Origin of the sequence: Pseudomonas sp. A-R-19, assembly GCF_019956575.1 — a bacterium.
Classification (GTDB): domain Bacteria; phylum Pseudomonadota; class Gammaproteobacteria; order Pseudomonadales; family Pseudomonadaceae; genus Aquipseudomonas.
Genome location: NZ_JAHBDR010000056.1, coordinates 23,930 through 43,538, shown reverse-complemented (window position 1 = coordinate 43,538; position 19,609 = coordinate 23,930). Strand labels below are relative to the sequence as shown.

14 protein-coding genes and 2 riboswitches are annotated in these 19,609 nt (G+C 62.6%); of the genes, 9 read left to right on the top strand and 5 right to left on the bottom strand.

The annotated features are described in order from the left end of the window. The first annotated feature begins 364 nt into the window (after positions 1 to 364). Genes wecB through KGA88_RS15260 form a run of 5 tightly spaced genes read left to right on the top strand, consistent with a single transcriptional unit; the run spans position 365 to position 8,795 of the window. Entirely contained in the window at positions 365 to 1,519 is a 1,155-nt protein-coding gene (gene wecB, locus KGA88_RS15280; protein WP_110657574.1) for a non-hydrolyzing UDP-N-acetylglucosamine 2-epimerase, read from the top strand. Beyond that, a complete protein-coding gene (gene nrfB, locus KGA88_RS15275) occupies positions 1,516 to 3,690 on the top strand; it encodes a cyclic di-3',5'-guanylate-activated glycosyltransferase NrfB (RefSeq protein ID WP_110657576.1) in 2,175 nt (724 codons plus the stop codon). Before wecB ends, nrfB begins: the two co-directional genes overlap by 4 nt. Then, complete coding sequence (locus KGA88_RS15270; RefSeq protein ID WP_223592268.1) at positions 3,687 to 6,851, top strand: NfrA family protein; 3,165 nt, start codon at positions 3,687 to 3,689, stop codon at positions 6,849 to 6,851. The genes nrfB and KGA88_RS15270 overlap by 4 nt, the downstream gene beginning before the upstream one ends. Continuing rightward, complete coding sequence (locus KGA88_RS15265; RefSeq protein WP_223592266.1) at positions 6,851 to 7,729, top strand: DUF4434 family protein; 879 nt, start codon at positions 6,851 to 6,853, stop codon at positions 7,727 to 7,729. Before KGA88_RS15270 ends, KGA88_RS15265 begins: the two co-directional genes overlap by 1 nt. Next, a complete protein-coding gene (locus tag KGA88_RS15260) occupies positions 7,713 to 8,795 on the top strand; it encodes a GGDEF domain-containing protein (protein ID WP_223592264.1) in 1,083 nt (360 codons plus the stop codon). The genes KGA88_RS15265 and KGA88_RS15260 overlap by 17 nt, the downstream gene beginning before the upstream one ends. Positions 8,796 to 8,867: 72 nt before the next feature. Here the strand turns inward: KGA88_RS15260 and KGA88_RS15255 are convergent, their stop codons facing one another. Then, a complete protein-coding gene (locus tag KGA88_RS15255; protein ID WP_110657583.1) occupies positions 8,868 to 9,272 on the bottom strand; it encodes a MerR family transcriptional regulator in 405 nt (134 codons plus the stop codon). A gap of 76 nt (positions 9,273 to 9,348) precedes the next feature. On the opposite strand from KGA88_RS15255, the gene KGA88_RS15250 reads away from it, so the two are divergent. Beyond that, positions 9,349 to 10,572, top strand: a complete 1,224-nt coding sequence (locus KGA88_RS15250; RefSeq protein ID WP_223592262.1) for an NADH:flavin oxidoreductase/NADH oxidase family protein — start codon at positions 9,349 to 9,351, stop codon at positions 10,570 to 10,572. A gap of 120 nt (positions 10,573 to 10,692) precedes the next feature. On the opposite strand, the gene KGA88_RS15245 is transcribed toward KGA88_RS15250, so the two are convergent. The 4 genes from KGA88_RS15245 to cobW form a co-directional block, all read right to left on the bottom strand. Then, positions 10,693 to 11,238 carry a vWA domain-containing protein gene (locus tag KGA88_RS15245; RefSeq protein WP_317851670.1) on the bottom strand — a complete coding sequence of 182 codons (546 nt, stop codon included), beginning with the start codon at positions 11,236 to 11,238 and terminating at the stop codon, positions 10,693 to 10,695. 119 nt (positions 11,239 to 11,357) lie between these two features. Further along, positions 11,358 to 12,413, bottom strand: a complete 1,056-nt coding sequence (locus KGA88_RS15240) for an AAA family ATPase (protein ID WP_263296140.1) — start codon at positions 12,411 to 12,413, stop codon at positions 11,358 to 11,360. Between the two features lie 14 nt (positions 12,414 to 12,427). Continuing rightward, positions 12,428 to 16,312: a cobaltochelatase subunit CobN gene (gene cobN, locus KGA88_RS15235; RefSeq protein WP_223592260.1), complete on the bottom strand. Its 3,885-nt coding sequence runs from the start codon at positions 16,310 to 16,312 to the stop codon at positions 12,428 to 12,430. A 3-nt stretch (positions 16,313 to 16,315) separates the two neighbouring features. Next, positions 16,316 to 17,383, bottom strand: a complete 1,068-nt coding sequence (gene cobW, locus KGA88_RS15230; RefSeq protein ID WP_317851669.1) for a cobalamin biosynthesis protein CobW — start codon at positions 17,381 to 17,383, stop codon at positions 16,316 to 16,318. Positions 17,384 to 17,484: 101 nt separating this feature from the next. After that, positions 17,485 to 17,698, bottom strand: a riboswitch (cobalamin riboswitch). Between the two features lie 222 nt (positions 17,699 to 17,920). Next, positions 17,921 to 18,147: riboswitch (cobalamin riboswitch) on the top strand. 120 nt (positions 18,148 to 18,267) lie between these two features. On the opposite strand from cobW, the gene KGA88_RS15225 reads away from it, so the two are divergent. The 3 genes from KGA88_RS15225 to KGA88_RS15215 are packed head-to-tail and all read left to right on the top strand — an operon-like array spanning position 18,268 to position 19,588. Then, entirely contained in the window at positions 18,268 to 18,459 is a 192-nt protein-coding gene (locus tag KGA88_RS15225; RefSeq protein WP_110663347.1) for a CbtB domain-containing protein, read from the top strand. 11 nt (positions 18,460 to 18,470) lie between these two features. Beyond that, positions 18,471 to 19,178: a CbtA family protein gene (locus tag KGA88_RS15220; RefSeq protein ID WP_110663348.1), complete on the top strand. Its 708-nt coding sequence runs from the start codon at positions 18,471 to 18,473 to the stop codon at positions 19,176 to 19,178. Next, entirely contained in the window at positions 19,175 to 19,588 is a 414-nt protein-coding gene (locus tag KGA88_RS15215) for a cobalamin biosynthesis protein (RefSeq protein WP_223592248.1), read from the top strand. The genes KGA88_RS15220 and KGA88_RS15215 overlap by 4 nt, the downstream gene beginning before the upstream one ends. Positions 19,589 to 19,609: the final 21 nt, after the last annotated feature.

Below are 19,609 nucleotides of genomic sequence, written 5' to 3'. Positions count from 1 at the left end.
CACTCCAGGGTGATGTTTATTCCGCTATACCGGAACCAGGTATGTAACAACGGAATAGACAGCAGAAAGTGTGCCACAGGATGTGAGGGGAATGTGAGGAGGATTGAAATTTGTTTTGAATCAGAGGGATGCGTGCAGACAGAAAAAAGCGTTACCAAACGCACGGGCAGGCAGACGCTACCGTTGGCTACAAGAGGCGGGTATGTGGTTCACAACCGGGCGCCCATTGCCCCATTCCAGGCAGAACCTGCGAGCCAGTGCAGTTCATTGGACAACCCCCCATCCGACTGCTTTATTCAATGTTCAAGTGATAACCGGTCTTAACAGCCGCGTCGCTTCGGCGTGCGCAGTCCCAGGAGGGTTCATGTCATTCAAAGTCATGATGGTTTTCGGCACACGTCCGGAGGCCATCAAGATGGCGCCGCTGGCTCGGGTCCTGCGTAACTGGCCCGGTATTGATCTGAACATCTGCTCCACCGGCCAGCACCGGGAAATGCTCAAGCAAGTGCTCGACTCTTTCGAATTGGTGGTCGACGAAGACTTGCAGGTGATGACCCAGGGCCAGACGCTCAATGGCCTCTCCGAACAATTGCTGGCGCATCTCGACAAAGCCTACGAGCGAGTGCAGCCGGACATCGTGCTGGTGCACGGCGACACCACCACCAGTTTCATTGCCGCCCTCGCCGCCTTCAATCGCCAGATACCCATCGGCCATGTCGAGGCCGGCTTGCGTACCGGCAATTTGCGCGCACCCTGGCCGGAGGAAGCCAACCGGCACCTGACCGGCGTTATCGCCGACCTGCATTTCGCTCCGACCACCAAGAGCGAAGACAACCTGCTGCGCGAAGGTGTGCCCAAGGCCAATATCGAAGTGACCGGCAATACCGTGATCGACGCCCTGGTATGGATGCGCGACCACCAACAGGCGAGCCAGTGGCACCCGGCCAGTGACTCGCCACTTGCCGTGCTCGACGACAGCCGGCGCATGGTGCTGATCACCGGGCACCGGCGGGAAAATTTCGGCGGTGGCTTCCGCAATATCTGCCTGGCGTTGGCCACCCTCGCCCAGCGCTATCCCGACGTGCAGTTCGTCTACCCGGTGCACCTCAACCCACAGGTGCAAAACGCGGTGTACAGCGTGCTGTCGGACAAGCCCAACATCTATCTGGTGGCACCGCAGGACTACCAGCATTTCGTCTGGCTGATGGGGCGTGCGTACTTCATCCTCAGCGATTCCGGCGGCATCCAGGAGGAAGCCCCGGCCATCGGCAAACCGCTGCTGGTGCTGCGCGATGTCACGGAGCGGCCATCGGTGCTCGAAGGCGGAACGGTGCTGCTGGTGGGCACCGACACCGACCGGATCGTCAAGGAGTCCTGCCTGTTGCTCGATGACCAGGCCACGTTCCAGCGCATGAGCCGTATCCATAGCCCGTACGGCGACGGCCACGCCAGCGAACGGATCGCCAATCGTCTCGGCGTCTGGCTCAAACATCGCGCGGCCTCGGGAAAAGCCGTATGAGCCTGGAGCTGGTCGATTTTTTTGCCTACGTGCTGTTCGGACTCAAATACCTCGCGATTATCCTCGCCCTGCTGATGTTCATTCTCGGGCTCGATGACCTGTTCATCGACCTGGTGTACTGGACCCGCAAACTGATCCGGCGCTGGCGGATCTATGAAAAATTCGAGCGCGCCGATGAAGAGCGGCTGTACACCATCGGCGAAAAACCCCTGGCGATCATGGTGCCGGCGTGGAACGAAGTCGGCGTGGTCGGTGAAATGGCGCGCCTGGCCGCCTCGACCATCGATTACGAGAACTACCAGATTTTCGTCGGCACCTACCCCAACGACGCCGAGACCCAGGCCGACGTCGATGCCGTTTGCCTGCACTATCCCAACGTGCACAAGGTGGTATGCGCCCGCCCCGGCCCGACCAGCAAGGCCGACTGCCTGAACAACGTGATCGACGCCATCCTGCGTTTTGAAAGCGATGCAAAGATCCAGTTCGCCGGCTTCATCCTGCACGATGCCGAGGACGTGATTTCGCCCATGGAGTTGCGCCTGTTCAACTACCTGCTGCCGGCCAAGGACCTGATCCAGATTCCGGTCTACCCCTACGCGCCGGAATGGAAAGGCTTCACCGCCGGGCACTACGTCGACGAATTCGCCGAGAACCACGGCAAGGACGTCATCGTGCGCGAAGCGCTGACCGGGCAAGTGCCCAGCGCCGGCGTCGGCACCTGCTTCAGCCGCAAGGCGATCAGTGCCCTGCTCGAGGACGGTGACGGTATCGCCTTCGACGTGCAGAGCCTGACCGAAGACTACGACATCGGTTTTCGCCTCAAGCAAAAAGGCATGAAGTGCATCTTCGCCCGCTATTCGGTGACCGATCCGAAATTGGCGCTGGAGCAGCCCTGGGTGTTCGGCATGAACCGCGCTTTCTCCCAGGTGATCTGCGTGCGCGAGCACTTTCCCCGGGACTTGCAGCACGCGATCCGGCAGAAGTCGCGCTGGATCGTCGGCATCGTGTTCCAGGGCACCAAGAACCTCGGCTGGAGCCCCAAGGGCCTGCTCAATTATTTCCTGTGGCGCGACCGTCGCGGCTTGATTGCGTACCTGTTGAGTTTCCTCGTCAATCTACTGTTCGTGGTGCTGTTGGCCATGTGGCTGGTGACGGTGATTTCACCGAACGCCTGGCGTTATCCGTCGATCCTTGCCGGCAGTTCGCTGCTGACGACCTTGCTCTGGCTCAATGGCCTGATGCTGCTCAATCGGTTGTTCCAGCGCGGCTGGTTCGTCACCCGCTATTACGGTCTGGTCGAAGGGCTGCTGTCCGCCCCGCGAATGATGTGGAGCAACTTCGTCAACTTCTTCGCCAACCTGCGCGCGCTGCGTCAGGTCATGGAGATGGGCGACTCACGCCGCGTGGCCTGGGACAAGACCACCCACGAATTCCCCGCCTTGACCCAGGCCCAGCGCACCCCGCTCGGGCATCGACTGGTGGAAAAAGGTTTGCTGAGCGAAGAGCAGCTGGAAGCGGCGGTGACCAACCCTGTGCGTCGGCGCCTGGGTCGTGAACTGCTGCTGCGCGGGCACATCGACACCACGCAGCTTGTGCAAGAGCTGGCAGAACAACTGGACCTGGAGTGGGCACCGCTGAATCCGTTCAAACTCGACCAGCACCTGATCGCTGCAGTACCCCGCAAGATTGCCACGCACTACGGTGTGCTGCCGGTTGCCGAGGAAGGCGACACCCTGGTGCTGGCGTCCGAAGGCCCGGTGAGCCAGGTGTCCCTCGGCGCCATCAGCCGTCAACTGAAGCGCCCGGTGCGTTGCCGCCTTGCGCCACAAGGCCGGGTGACGCTGGGGATCCGTTACTGGTACGCCAGCCCTCGTCAAAGCGAAGAAGTCCATCGGATGCTCGAGGTGCTTGAGCAACATCAGGACGACGAAGACCTGATCGAGCGCGTCAGCCACCACCAGGTGCTGCTGGGCAATCTGTTGCAAGTACGCGGCATGGTGCCGCCAACCCTGTTCAATCAGGCGTTGATCGATTTCGATGCGGAAAAAATGTCACTGGGCGAACACTTGATAGAACGCGGCATGATCACTCGGGAAGTCCTCGAACAAGCCCTGGCCGATCAGGCCAGCGAACAACAGGCGGCTTACCGCATTGCCCGGGAGGTCGCATGACAGCCGGCCACCGCTACACCCTTTTACTGGGCAGCCTGCTGCTGAGCCTGAGTTCGGCCACTGCTGTGCACGCCGAACCGCTGACCGAGTTCGAGCAGTTTCGCAGTTATCCCTACATGGACCGCAGCTACCGTGAGGCGAAAAAAGGCAACTGGGGCGAAGTCGAAAAGTTGATGCGTCATCTGCTGAGCAAGGTGCCGAACAACGATGAAGCGCGGGCGCTGCTGGTGCAATCACTGGCCAGGCAACGACGCTACAAGGAAGCCGTGCAGGCGTTGCCCGACAATTCGGCCAACAGCGACGCGCTGCTCAACCTGCGCCTGACCTGGATCGAACAGGACCCGCCCGGCAGCGACCAGGTGGAACAGTGGATCGCCACCAGTAACCTCAATCAGCGCATCCGTTTGTGGCAGGCCTACAGCCTGAGCCTGGCCAAATTCGGCGGCGCGGCGCGTGCCCATGACTGGCTGGCGCACCTGGCGCCCAAGGGCGATGAACGCATCCTGCACCTGGCCCGGGCCAACTGGTCCGAGCAGTTGCACGACTGGAACGGCACCATCGAGCAATTGGCTCCGCTTGCCGCGAAGAACCAGCTCGACGCGCAAGGCTGGGAACGATTGGCCAACGCCTACGTGCAACGCCTCGACGAGCAACCCTTGCAGCAATTGCTACTAACAGCGCCCAGTCCGCAGGCCGCGCGCAAGGCTCGCCTGGCTATGATCGACCGGGCGATCGCCATGGGTAACACCCAGCAGGCGCAACGCTGGATGCAATCGCTGCCGCCCGCCGACCTTGCCGATCCGACGCAACGCCAGCGTCTGTGGGAACTGGCGCGGCAAACCGGTGACAGCGCCACGGTGCAACGCTTGAGCGCCGAGTTGCAGCGGCCGTGCCTGGAGACCGCCGACTGGCTGTCGCGCCGTGATCCGCAAGCGGCGCTGACCCAGTTGAAAGGTTGTCAGCCCGAAGAAAATCCGCAAACGTGGCTGGTCCTCGCCCAGCGCCTGCAAGCCACCGACCTGCTACAAGAGACCCGTCTGCCAGAGCCTTGGGACACGCGACGTCGCGAACAGTTGCTCGACGTCTGGCAGGGTGAAGGCCGCAGCGACAAAATCATGGCCTACCTCGCCAGCCAGCCGCAGACCGCCGACGTGGTCAAGCGTCGCGCTGAACTGCTCCAGGCATCGGATCACGATACCGAAGCGGCGGCATTCTGGGAGCGGCATTACCAGCAGACCGGCAACCTCAACTCGCTTAATCAGGCGACCTACCTGGCGCTGAAAGCCGGCCAGCGGGAACATGCGCAACAGTTGCTCGAGAACGCCTACGACCGCCACGGCGGCAAGCTGCCGACGCCCCTGCTGCAAAGGTTGGCGGGGTTGTATGCCGCATCGACACCGACCGCGGCACAACAGCAACGCATCGCTTCACTGCTCAACCGCGTCGATCCCGCCACCCGCGGACAATTGCTGGCGCAATTGGCGGAAAACGGCCAGTGCGGCGCGGTTCAACAGGCGATTGGCGATCATCCGCAAGCAGCGGGTGATTACCGCGCCCTCGGTCGCTGTGCAATGCCCGAGCGTCCCGGCGAAGCGGTGGTGTACTACCAGACCGCCGAAAAAATGGGTGACCAGAACACTCGCCTGCCACTCGCCTACGCCCTGGAAGCGTCCGGAGACTCGGCCGGTGCCCTGGCCATCTGGCGCAGCATTCCGGACGCCGAACTCAGCGACAATGCCCGCCTCACTGCCAGCCGCGGCGCCCTGAACATCGGCGACACGCAAACGGCCGAACGCTACTGGCAACTGAGCCGCACCCGTGGTGCCAATGAGTGGACGTTGGGCGCGGCGATTGCCGATGCCCGGGGCGATCACGCGCTCGCACTGCAACGCCAGCGTTCCGCCCTGCAGCTGGTACCGGATGCCGAGCATTACTATGCGGCTTCGGTCACGGCGCAAAAGGCCGGCGAGCTGCAACAAAGTACCGAATGGCTGGCCGAGGCCGTGCGTCGCGATCCGGCCAACCCCCGTTATCGCGCCGACTACGGCGTGCGCTTGGCCGGTGCCGAGACCAAGGCTGAACGTGCCCGCGCCATCCCGTACCTGCAACGCGCCATCCAGGACTTCCCGGAAGACTATCGCCTCGGCGAAACCCTGGCCTGGCGGTATGACGAGGTCGAGGACAGCGCCTCGGCGCGCAAGGAACTGGAACGCGTGATCGACCTGGAACAAAACCCGGTCGCGGCCGACGACGAGGACGGCAGCATGGAAGCCCGGCGCTATCGCCAGCGGCGCGCCCATGAATCCCTGTCCCGGCGCGATACCCTGACCTTCGCCAGTACCTGGTCGCCGGCAGGGGTTTCGACCAACGACTTCGTGCGGCCCGACGAAAGCACCGGTACTCGACGGCGCACGACCTCGCAGAACGTGCAACTGGCCATGTGGGACCATGCGCTCGGCGAAGAACCGAGCCGCGCTGGCAGTTCGCTGTCGGCCTACGGACGGGTGCTGCTCGGCGGCCAGAGTCGCTCCAGTTATGCAGAGTCCGTCGCCACCGGCGTAGGCCTGCGCTACAAGCCCTGGGGTACGGCCAACATCAACTTCTACGGCGAGGTCTACAAGCAAAGCCAGTTCAATGATCAGGACAACCACGGCTTGAGCCTGGGCCAGATGCTGATCCCCGACAAGGTCAACGATCAGGCCGAGGATCACCGAGAGGATGGGCACACCACCACGGACTACCTTCTGCGCGCTACGGCGTCGTTCCTCGATCAGGACCGCTATCGCAACGACTGGCGCGTCGACGAAAGCGATTGGGAAGAACGTTTTCTCTATCTCGACGCGGCATGGTGGACCAAGGCCGGCGACCATCAATGGTTGTCGCGTTTCCAGCAAGGGCACACCTGGAAACTGCCGTTCAACAGCGCACAAACGCTCATGCCGTACGGCTTTCTCGAGTATGCCAGCCAGGACCCGAGCAACGACTGGCGCCAGGACCTGCGCACCGGCCTGGGCCTGCGCTGGCAATGGTGGTTCAACGACAATGTCTACAACGCCTATCGCGCGCACCTGACGGTCCGCACCGAGTATCAGCAATCATTGGGCGGCAATCTGTATGAAGGCGCCAATGGCGTGCTGCTGGGCGTGGAGTTGAATTTCTGATGAGCCGACTATTACTGGCCTTGTGCGTGCTGCTGGGCGGCGTGACGGCCCATGCCGACGAGCGGATTTTCTATCAGCCACTCAATGCCGATGCCAACCTGAGCCAGGCGCAATGGCTGCGCATCTGGCAGGACACCGCCCGCCAGGGCGCGCACACGGTGATCGTGCAATGGACGGCCTACGGCGACTCCGACTTCGGCGGCGCCAATGGCTGGCTCGCCGGCAGCCTCAAACTCGCCAGGGCCCAAGGCCTGAATCTGGTACTGGGGCTGCGCATGGACCCGGCCTATTACCAGCGCATCAATGAACTGGACAGCGCCGGGCTGGCAACCTACTGGCAGACGCAACTGGGGCAGTCGCTGGCCCGCCAGCAGACACTGCGCAAAGAGTGGAAACTCCCGGTCAGCGGCTGGTACCTGCCCATGGAGCTGGATGACCTGCACTTTCTGCCGCTGGATCGCCGGCAAACGCTGCAACGCCAGCTCAAGGACTTTTCCGCCAGGCTCGACGCGCCGCTGCACATCAGCGTGTTCAACGTCGGCAAACTTGCGCCACAGGTCAATGGCCAGTGGCTGGGCGAATTGGCCAACGCCGGGATCCAGGTGTGGTGGCAGGACGGCGCCGGCACCGGGCGCTTGCCACTGCTGGTTCGCAACGGCTATGCCGATGCACTGCCCTGCCCCATCGGTATCGTCAGGGAAGCGTTCCGGCAAACCAGCACGGCCGGGCAACCCTTCCGTGCCGAACCGATGCCCCCGCAAACCGCATCGCCGGGTTGCCACCCGACGTCGGTTTTCTCCCTGCGCTACCGACCCTGGGGTAAGGTGATTCTCGACAACCAGCACAGCAGCAAGGTCGGCGATGTACAAAACCATTGAAGATGAAGTGCTGAAGAAATCGGCGCCGGCCAAGCTCAAGGCCGAATTTCTCCAGCATGAATTTGATCGGCTACGCACCTTTTGCGTACTGATCTACATCGCCAGCATTGCCGTCTGGATTGCCTACGACCTGATCCTCAGTTTCATCGGCGGACAGCCATTCACCTGGCGTTCGCTGGTGTTTGTCGGTGTTTTTTCGATTCTCGTCATCATCCTGCACTTGATCCGCGATGCCCGGCATTTCCAGAAGCTGAACCTGCTGTTTGTATTCGCCATGGCTCTCGGCACGCGACTGCTGACCAACGGCCTGTCCGGCGATCACCAACCCGCCTGGCTGTTGCTGGCGGCGTCGACCACCCTGTTCACCGCCTCGGTACTGCCGCTGAGTCGCTGGTCATTCTTTGCCGCGCAGATCATCACCTGGTCGTTCCTCAACCCCTTCTACAACACGGGTATCGAAAACATGGAGCTGAGGGGGGTGATGGCCATCAGTTACTCGGCGTTCATCTGCGGCCTGACCCTCTACAGCTTCCTGACGTTGCGCAAGGCCAAGCTCTACAACTTCATCATGTCCAAGCTGTTGCTGGACCAGGCCTACATCGACACCCTCACGGAAATCCCCAATCGCCGCTCGTTCATGACCCGCGCCAACCAGCAGTTGAACACTGTGCCGCGGGAAAACGACCACTACCTGGCGATGGTCGATATCGACAACTTCAAGAAGGTCAACGACGTTTATGGCCATGACATTGGCGACGAGGTGCTCAAGCGCATCGCCCAGGACATCAAGTCGGTGATGTCTGACTACGAATATGCGCGGCTGGGTGGCGAGGAGTTCGCGATTTACCTGGCCGGCGTGCGCCATAAAGACGTCGAGGCGCTGGCAGGCGAGTTGTGTCGAGTGGTGCGCGAGCACCCCGGCAGCCACCCGGTGACCATCAGCATCGGCCTGGCCCGTGTGCTCGACGGCGACACGCTGAACCAGGCACTGGTCAAGGCCGATGAATCTTTGTATGAGTCAAAACATACCGGGAAGAATCGGTATACCTTTCATCGTCAGGCTTGAGTTATCGGGCGTGCATTAGGCCGCCATCGCGAGCAGGTTCGCTCCCACCCAAGTGTCGCGTCCCTGCCCGGCCTAGTGCTTGAATGACGTCATCAGCCTTTCGGCATTTTCATCGCAGCTCATGCCCTCGGGCTTGGCCTGGATGGTGTCGATCCACCCCAGCAACTGCGCCTTGCTATGGGCCAGGTGCCGTTGCATCTCTTCGATCTGCTCCACCTTGCGGTGCAAGCCGGCCATCAGTTCATCGTGCTTGAAGGCGCCCGTCACATTGTCCGGCAGTAATTGCTTGAGTTCATCCAGGCTGAAACCGGCTTGTTGTGCGCACTGGATGAGCTGCAGGGTTTGCAGCGCCTGTTGCGAGTAACGCCGATATCCGTTGGAAGAACGCTCGACCTGCCGGATCAAGCCCTGAGACTCGTAAAAACGGATGCGCGATGCGGTCAACCCGCTCAACTGTGACAACTCACCAATCTTCATTGCGGCCTCATTTGCCTGCTTGACATTAAAGTTAACTTTAAGCTTAGGCTCTGCTCATCACTACGAGGAGTCAAGCATGTCGCCCTTTCAAGCGTTGAATTTGCCTAACGGTCAGACTATCGGCAATCGCATTGCCAAAGCGGCGATGGAAGAGAACCTCGCCAACACCGATCAGGTGCCCGACCAGGCACTGTTGCGCCTGTATCAGGCCTGGGCCGAGGGTGAAGCCGGCTTGTTGCTGACGGGTAATGTGATGATCGACCGCCGTGCCATGACCGGGCCCGGTGGCGTCGCGCTGGAGGACGAGCGCCATCTGGAACGCTTCCGCCAGTGGGCTCTTGCCGGCCGGGCCGGTGGTGCGCAGTTCTGGGTGCAGCTCAACCACCCTGGCCGCCAGACCATGGCCAACCTCGGCCAGCAAGCCTTGGCGCCGTCAGCGGTTGCACTGGATCTGGGCCAGTTCTCGAAAATGTTCGCCGAGCCCAAACCCATGAGCGAGGACGACATCCAGGAAGTGATCCGACGCTTCGCCGCCAGCGCCGCACTGGCGGAGAAAGCCGGTTTCACCGGCGTGCAGATCCACGCCGCCCACGGCTACCTGATCAGTCAGTTCCTGTCGCCGCTGACCAATCGGCGCACCGATCAATGGGGCGGTTCCCTGGAAAATCGTGCACGTCTGCTGTTGTCCGTCGTCGAGGCGGTTCGCCAGGTGGTGTCGCCGCAATTTTGTGTGTCGGTAAAGCTCAACTCGGCGGATTTCCAGCGCGGGGGGTTCGATGCCGATGATGCACGGCAGGTGATCCAGTGGCTCAACGAACAAGCGATCGACCTGCTGGAGCTCTCCGGTGGCAGTTACGAAGCACCGGCCATGCAAGGCGAAGCGCGCGATGGCCGGACCCTGGCGCGCGAAGCGTACTTTCTGGACATGGCCGGTGAACTGGCCAGCGTGGCACGGATGCCGGTAATGGTGACTGGCGGGATCAGGCGTCTGGCAATCGTCCAGCAGGTCCTCGACAGCGGCATCGCCATGGCCGGCATCGGCACGGCACTGGCCGTGGAACCGCACCTGGTCAAGCATTGGCGTGAAGGCCGGGACAGTCACCCGCAGCTGCCGCCAATCCGCTGGAAACGCAAGCCCCTGGCGGCGCTGGCGAGCATGGCGGTGGTGAAGTTCCAGCTGCAGCGCTTGAGCCGTGGGCGCAAGACCCGACCTGAAGTCTCGGCGCTATGGGCGTTGATTCTCGACCGGTTATACATTGGCAAGCGCACCCGGCAGTATCGGCAGGCGATGGGCAAGTGATCCGAATTGGGTGGTGACTGAGCCACCGCTTTCGCGAGCAAGCCCGCTCCCACATTTGGAAGGCGTTCCCCTGTGGGAGCGGGCTTGCTCGCGAAGAGGCCGGTCCGGACGAAGGAGCATTCAGCCCGGAAGCAGCTGGTCGATATGCCGGTATTCAGCCTGCAACTGCGCCGCCAACACCTGGCTGCGCCCAAGCCGGATCGGCCCGCGTTCGATGTCGATCAACAACCCCGGACACGCAAGCGTCGGCAGCAACGGCCAGTCCTTCAACCGCCCATCGGTCACCAGCAACAACCGCTGCTGCTCTGCCGGAAATCGCTTTTGCCGCACCGCAAGCCATTGGCCTGCCTCACCTAGCGCCGCCAACAAAGGTGTGCCACCCCCGGCGCCAAGACCATCGAGCCACTGGCGCAATCCCGTGGAAGCCTTCAACCCCTGCACCTGCCACCTGGGTGCAGCACCGCTGGCCGTGAGCAAGGCCAGTCGCGCACGCTGGCGATAGGCATCGTCGAACAACTGCGCCAGCAAGCCCTTGGCATCGCTCAATGCCTGATGACGGCGGGTTGAAGCGGAGGCGTCAACGATCACCAGCCACAGTTCATGGGGCGAACGAGTACGCAGCTCAAACAACAGGTCGTCGCGCTGACGCGGCCGGCCACTGAGCAATGTGCCAGGCCAGTTGATCGAGCCGCTGCGCGCCGCATGGCGCTTGCCCTGTTTGCCGTGGTTCAGGCCCCCGGCACGGGGTCTGGCATTCGCCCCCGCGTCAGAGCGAGGGCGAATGCCTAGGGCTTTTTTGGCCAGCTCGGCACTTCACGTCGTGCGCCGACCGCCAGCGCCTGGGCAGGCAACTCACCCCACTGGCCCTGCCCTTCGCTCGGGTTGGCGTGCTGTGGGGCGGTGGATTGCGGTGCGTGGGATGGCTGCGGCGCCGGTGCCGGATGCTCGCGACGACGATGGCGCAAGGCGAACTCGGCGACTGCATCGATATCCTCCTCGGCGATGGCGTTCGCCCCGCGCCAGGCAGCGTGAGCCCGGGCGGCCCGCAGCCAGACCAGATCGGCGCGCAAACCATCGACGCCAGCGGCAAAGCAGCGTTCGGTGATGTGCTCCAGCGCCTGATCGTCGAGGGGAATGCCTGCCAGTGCGTTGCGCGCATTCTGACAACGTTCGCGCAGAGACGCCTGCGCAGACTCCCATTCGACGCAGAAACCTTGCGGATCGCTGTCGAAATCCAGGCGACGGCGGATGATCTGCCCGCGCTCGGCCGGCGCGGTGTGGCCACCGAGGGCGACGTTCAAGCCGAAACGGTCGAGCAATTGCGGACGCAGCTCACCCTCTTCCGGGTTCATGGTGCCAATCAGCACGAACTTCGCCGAGTGCCGATGGGAAATGCCATCGCGCTCCACCAGATTAGTGCCGCTGGCGGCCACATCGAGTAGCAGGTCAACGAGGTGATCAGGCAACAGATTGACCTCGTCGACGTAGAGCACGCCACCGTCAGCCTTGGCCAGTACGCCGGGGGAAAACTGTGCGCGACCTTCACCCAGTGCGGCGTCGAGGTCGAGGGTGCCGACCAGGCGCTCTTCGGTAGCGCCCAGCGGCAAGGTGACGAACTGACCGCTGGCCAGCAGGTCCGCCAGACCACGGGCCAGGGTCGACTTGGCCATGCCCCGCGGGCCTTCGATCAATACACCGCCGATTTTCGGGTCGATGGCGGTCAGGTACAGGGCCAGCTTCAGATCGTCGGCGCCGACCACGGCGGAGAGCGGGAAATGCGGGGTGTCGGTCACTATTTTATCTCGGTCATGGTCGGTGATCTTCACAGGCACCTCAATCATTGTGGGAGCGGTGATTAGCCGTCTTCTTCTATATCCAGCAACAGATTCTCCAGTGCCTCGCGGTACTCGCCCGGCTCCTTCCACATCCCCCGCTGTTGCGCTTCGAGCATGCGTTCAGTCATGTCGCGCAGGGCATTGGGATTGTGTTCGCGAACAAAATCCCGAGTGTCCGGGTCGAGCAAATAGGCGTCTGCGAGCAAAGCGTACTGGTGATCATCGATCAATTGCGTGGTGGCGTCGAAAGCAAACAGGTTATCGACCGTCGCGGCCATTTCGAACGCACCTTTGTATCCGTGACGCTTAACGCCTTCGAGCCACTTCGGATTGGCCGCCCGGGAGCGGATCACCCGGTTGAGTTCTTCCTTCAAGGTGCGAATCTTCGGCAGGTCCGGCTGGCTGTGGTCGCCGTGATAGCTGGCCGCCGCCTCGCCCTTCAGGCTTTCCACTGCCGCGAGCATTCCGCCCTGGAACTGGTAGTAATCGTTGGAGTCGAGCAAATCATGCTCGCGGTTATCCTGGTTTTGCAGCACCGCCTGTACCTGGCTCAGTCGCTGGCTGAACTGTTCGCGGGCGGCGGTGCCTTCGTCGGAACCGCCGTAAGCGTAGCCGCCCCAGTTGAGGTAAACCTCGGCCAGGTCCTCGCGGCTTTGCCACAGGCGACCGTCGATGGCGCCCTGCACGCCCGCGCCGTAGGCACCGGGCTTGGCCCCGAAAATCCGCCAGCCGGCCTGACGTCGTGCTGCCTCTTCATCGAGCCCCGTCTGCCGCAAGGCCTCACGCTCGGCACGTACCTTGGCCGCCAGTGGATTGAGGTCGTCCGGCTCATCGAGGTCGGCCACCGCTTGCACCGCTGCGTCGAACAAACGAATCAGATTGGCAAAGGCATCGCGGAAGAAACCGGACACCCGCAAGGTCACGTCCACCCGCGGACGGTCGAGCAAACTCAGCGGCAGAATCTCGAAATCATCGACTCGCTGGCTGCCGGTGGCCCAGACCGGGCGCACGCCCATCAGCGCCATGGCCTGGGCGATGTCATCGCCGCCGGTACGCATGGTCGCGGTGCCCCACACCGACAGTCCGAGCTGGCGCAAGTGATCGCCGTGGTCTTGCAGGTGCCGCTCAAGAATCAGGTTGGCCGACTGGAAGCCGATGCGCCACGCCGTGGTGGTCGGCAGGTTACGCACGTCCACCGAGTAAAAGTTGCGCCCGGTGGGCAGTACGTCCAGACGACCACGACTCGGCGCGCCGCTGGGACCGGCCGGGACGAAGCGCCCGCCGAGGGCATCGAGCAAGCCGCGCATTTCCGCCGGACCGCAGGCGTCCAGGCGTGGAGCGACCACCTCGCGCAGGTTGTCGATGATGGCTTGCACCTCAATCCACTCCGCCTCCTGTAGGAGCGAGCCGCTGTGGCGAGGGGGCTTGCCCCCGTTGGACTGCGCAGCAGTCCCTTTTTTCGGGGTCGCTTCGCAACCCAACGGGGGCAAGCCCCCTCGCCACATAAGCCCGCTCCCACAAGGGCTGTTCAACGCATCCGAAATCAGCTGCGCGGCGAACAATTCCAGGCGCTCGCGGGTATCACCCGCCGTACGCCAGGTGTCATCGCTGATCAGCAAAAGTGGCTCGGGACGCGGCCCGGTCCAGGGCTCGGCCAGCGCGCAATCGAGCGGGTCGAACCCCAGCCCGAAAGCCTTGGCCAGCGCCCGCAGCAGGCTCGATTGCGCACCACGGCCATCGCCCCTGGGGATGCGCAGCAGTGCCAGCAAGGTGTCGATACGTAAACGCCCGGTGGGCGATTCGCCGAACACATGCAGGCCATCGCGGATCTGCGACTCTTTCAGGTCGCAAAGGTAAGTGTCGAGTCGTGGCAACCAGATCGCCGCGTCGGCATCGCTGTCGAGCTGTTCTTCCAGTTGCAGTTCACGGTCGATGTGCGTGTCGCGCACCAGTTGCAGGATGTCGCGTTGCAACTCGCGGGCGCGGCGCGGATCAAGCAGCTGCGCTTCGTAGTATTCGTCGGCCAACAGTTCGAGGTTGCGCAGCGGGCCGTAGGTTTCGGCACGGGTCAGCGGCGGCATCAGGTGATCGATGATCACGGCCTGGGTGCGTCGCTTGGCCTGGGCGCCCTCGCCCGGATCGTTGACGATGAACGGATAGATGTTTGGCAGGGGCCCGAGCAATGCATCCGGCCAGCAGTTTTCCGACAGCCCCACGCCTTTGCCCGGCAGCCATTCGAGGTTGCCGTGTTTGCCCACGTGAATCACGCCGTGGGCGCCATAGGTGTTGCGCAGCCAGAAATAGAACGCCAGGTAGCCGTGGGGCGGCACCAGGTCCGGGTCGTGATACACCGCGCTCTGGTCGACCTGATAACCCCGCGCCGGCTGAATGCCGACGAAGGTCAGGCCAAAACGCAGGCCGGCGATCATCATCCTTGCGCTGCGACACATCGGATCGTTTTCCGGTGCGCCCCAACGCTCAAGCACCGCCGCACGATTGGCTTCGGGCAGTGCGTTGAACATCGCCAGATAATCATCCATCGCCAGACTTTGCTGGCACGGACGCAGGTCGAGCGTGTCGAGATCGTTGCTGACGCCGCCCAGCAACTGCTGGATCAGCGCGGTGCCGTTGTCCGGCAACCCACCCGGCAACGGATAACCTTCGGCATGCAGCGCCCGCAGGATATTCAGCGCCGCGGCCGGGGTATCGAGGCCGACACCGTTGCCGATGCGACCGTCGCGGGTCGGGTAATTGGCGAGAATCAAGGCAATGCGTTTGTCAGCATTAGGCACCCGCGCCAGATCGACCCAACGCCGCGCCAGTTCGGCAACGAAATCCATGCGCGCAGGTGCAGGCCGGTAGCAGACCACATCCGACTGACTGCGCTCACTGCGCCACGCCAGGTCCTTGAAACTGATCGGGCGGCTGATGATGCGCCCGTCCAGTTCCGGCAAGGCAATGTGCATCGCCAGGTCACGCGGGCCAAGCCCCTGCTCACTGGCGCGCCAACCGGGTTCGTTGTCCTGGGCGCAAATCGCCTGTATCACCGGGATATTGCGGCGAAACGGGCGCAGATGCGGTGCTTCAGGGCTCGATTGAGCGAAGCCGGTGGTGTTCAAAATCACTGAAGCTTCGACTTCATCCAACCAGTCCTCGACCACCGAAAGGCAGCCGGGCTCTTTCAAGCTGGCCAGCGCAATCGGCAATGGATTCAACCCCGCCGCCTGCAAACGCTGGCAAAAAACATCGATGAACGCGGTGTTCGCCGCCTGCAAATGCGAGCGGTAAAACAGCACCGCCGCCACCGGTTGACCCACTTGCCAGTCGGCCTGCCAGTCACTCAGTGCGGCAGAGTGTTTGTGCGGATGGTAAATCGCCGTGCGTGGCAGGGTTTGCGGTTCGCCCCAGGTGTAATCACGGGCCAGCCAACGGTTGGCCAGGCAGCGGAAGAAATCCAGGGCATTGCCCATCCCGCCCTGGCGCAGAAACTGCCAGAGGCGGTCGCGATCCTCGGCGCCGACGGTGCTCAGGTCACTGAGTTCCGGGTCCGGGCGATCATCACCCGGCACCAGGATCACCTGCACGCCGCGTTGCGACAGCTCGACCAGGCGCTCAATGCCGTAACGCCAATAGGCGATGCCGCCGTGCAACGAAATCAGGATCACCTTCGCATGACGCAGCACTTCATCGACGTACAAGTCGACCGAGGCATGGTTTTGCACCTGCATCGGGTTGGCCAGACGCACGCTCGGGTAATCGTCGGGCAACTGCTGCGCCGCTTCGGCGAGCAGCGCCAGGCTGGAATCGCCGCTGCACAGGACCACCAGCTCGGCGGGGGTTTGTCCAAGGTCGGCAATGTTGTCATCCGACACGAAACCGCCGGGCTGGGTCCTGAGCAGGTGCATGGCTTACACGCTGAGCGCGGCGCGCAGTTGCGCTTCGAGCGCAGCGGCGTCGAGTTCCTGGCCGATCAGCACCAGCCGGGTAATGCGCGCTTCTTCGGCGCGCCACTGGCGGTCGAAGTGCTTGTCGAAACGCGTGCCCACGCCCTGGATCAGCAGGCGCATCGGTTTGTTCGGGATCGCTGCGAAGCCCTTGACGCGCAGGATGCCGTGCTGGACCACCAGTTGGGTCAGCGCGTCCATCAGCAGGCTTTCGTCGGCTTGCGGCAGTTCGATGGAGATCGAATCGAAGGCGTCGTGATCGTGGTCGTCATGGTCATCACCGTCGTGGTGGTGATCGTGATGGCTATGACGGCTGTCGATGTGCTCCTCGGAGCCGGCACCCAGGCCGATCAGCACGTCCAGTGGCAGGCGACCGCTGCTGGCTTCGATGATTTTCACCGCTGGCGGCAATTCTTCGGCAACTTCCAGGCGCACGCGGGCCAGATCGGCCGGGCTGATCAGGTCGGATTTGTTGAGAATCACCAGGTCAGCGCTGGCCAGTTGGTCGGCGAACAATTCGTGCAGCGGCGACTCGTGGTCCAGGTTCGGGTCGAGTTTGCGCTGGGCATCGACCTGGTCCGGGAAGGCTGCGAAGGTGCCGGCGGCCACGGCCGGGCTGTCGACCACGGTGATTACCGCGTCGACCGTGCAGGCGCTGCGGATTTCCGGCCACTGGAAGGCTTGCACCAGCGGCTTGGGCAGGGCCAGGCCCGAGGTTTCGATGAGGATATGGTCGAGATCGCCGCGACGGGCCACCAGTTCGCGCATCACCGGGAAGAACTCTTCCTGAACGGTGCAGCACAGGCAGCCGTTGGCCAGCTCATAGACGCGGCCGTTGGCTTCTTCTTCGGTGCAACCGATGGAGCATTGCTTGAGGATTTCGCCGTCGATGCCCAGTTCGCCAAATTCGTTGACGATCACCGCGATTCGGCGACCCTGGGCGTTATCGAGCATGTGCCGCAGCAGCGTGGTTTTACCCGAGCCGAGAAAGCCTGTGACGATGGTGACGGGGAGTTTGGCCAGTGTTTTCATCGGATGCCCTATGGCTAGGTGGCGGGCATACGGAACGACAACCGGCACCGCGGGCGCGTGTGCCTGAAGAGTTCGCCACCGGATCACCCCGCCCGGTTGAAAGTGAGAATCTGTGTCGAGGCAGGTCTCCTGGCTGACGGTGTGCCGGCCTTGAGCCTGGCATTCGCTGCGCCTTCCCGCCGGCCTCATGGATTGAGCCTGCAGTGGCGTGGCAACGAACATCACCGTTCACAGTTGCGGGGGCAGCCGCGGCATCGACCGCGTTCCCTTCTTAGCTTCGACAAACGCCGAAGAACCTCGAAAGCGCAAGGCTACGCATGGTCTTGGGGCGGGTCAATGTTCATGCTCAGAATGCGGTCACTTGTGGCGAGGGGGCTTGCCCCCGTTGGGTTGCGAAGCGACCCCCGACAATCTTTCTGACAAATCCTGCACTCAGGCCTTGCGACGGCTGCGCCGCCGAACGGGGGCAAGCCCCCTCGCCACAGGTCTCGAGTTGAGAATACTTGCCAATTGACGCCAAACCCCCGCCCATGCTCTCCTACGCATCTTGTTACGGGTGCCCTTCACAGGGTGAAACGGGAAACCGGTGAATCATGTGCTTTACTCTTAAGCCATGTCAGTCCGGTGCTGCCCCCGCAACGGTAAGCGAGCGAAGCGTCAGATCCACTGTGCCATTACGGTATGGGAAGGTGATGCTTTCAGGATCAGGCATCTGCCTGCGCCCCTCGTGAGCCCGGAGACCGGCCCGCAACACAAAGTGACCAGTACGATCACTGAAACAACAAACCCGCGGTGGGCGGGCGCTGTTTGAAACGCTGCGCGCCTGGTCGTGCAGGTTTTTGCATGCGCTCTTATTCCCCGCTGACAGACCAGAGGGAAACGCCATGTCGATCATCAGCAGCACCGGCCACACCACAACCAGCACCACCTCTACCCTGGCCCAACGCCTGACCGCCGCCGCCTGCGCGTCGATCCTTGGCGCCTGCCTTGTGTATTTCGCCGGTTTCTCGCACATCGAAGCGGTGCACAATGCCGCCCACGATACCCGTCACAGCTCTGCGTTCCCGTGCCATTGAGACCTGACGACATGATCAAGCGTATTGCACAAACCGCAGGTTTCACCGGGCTGCTGGCCGCCCTGCTGCTGACCCTGCTGCAAAGTTTCTGGGTCTCGCCCCTGATCCTGCAGGCCGAAACCTACGAAAAAGCCGAACCGGCGGTTGTTGAAATGCATGAGCACGCCGACGGTGCGATGGCGGCCCACACCCACGATGCGCAAGCCTGGGAGCCGGAAGACGGCTGGCAGCGCGTGCTGTCGACCACCGGCGGCAACCTGGTGGTGGCCGTTGGTTTCGCCCTGATGCTGGCCGGCCTGTACACCTTGCGTGCGCCGACCAAAACCTCTCAGGGCCTGCTCTGGGGCCTGGCCGGTTATGCGACCTTCGTGCTCGCGCCGACCCTTGGCCTGCCACCTGAATTGCCGGGCACTGCCGCAGCCGATCTGGCGCAACGGCAACTGTGGTGGATCGGTACTGCTGCCTCCACCGCCGTCGGTATCGCCCTGATCGTATTCAGCCGTCACTGGCTGATGAAAGTCCTCGGTGTGGCAATCCTTGCCGTTCCCCATGTGATTGGCGCACCGCAACCGGAAGTGCATTCGATGCTCGCTCCGGAAGCACTGGAAGCCCAGTTCAAAATCGCTTCGCAGTTGACCAACGTGGCATTCTGGCTGGCCCTGGGCCTGATCAGCGCCTGGTTGTTCCGCCGCAAAAGCGATGGCCAATACCACGCATGACTGACGTCAGCACAGCGCCGACCCTGGTGGTCGGCCTGGGCTGCCAGCGAGGCTGCCCCGTCAGCACGTTGCTGGCGCTGCTCGACCAGGCGCTGGAGGCACACCAGATTGCCCGTCATGAAATCAAGGCGCTGGCCAGCATCGACTTGAAGCGCGACGAACCCGCGCTGATCGAACTGGCACAACAGCTAGGTCTTGAACTGATGTATTTCAGCAGTGAACAACTGGCCGTCTATGAGCCGCAACTCAGTCATCAATCGCAAATAGCGTTTGAACGCACCGGTTGCTACGGCGTGGCGGAAAGCGCCGCACTGGCCCTGGCCGAACAACTGACCCAGTCCCCGGCAAAACTGCTGATTCCCCGACAAAAATATGCCCAGGCAACCCTGGCATTGGCCGGCGCGGCATAAAATCCCCGATAATCCCCGCCT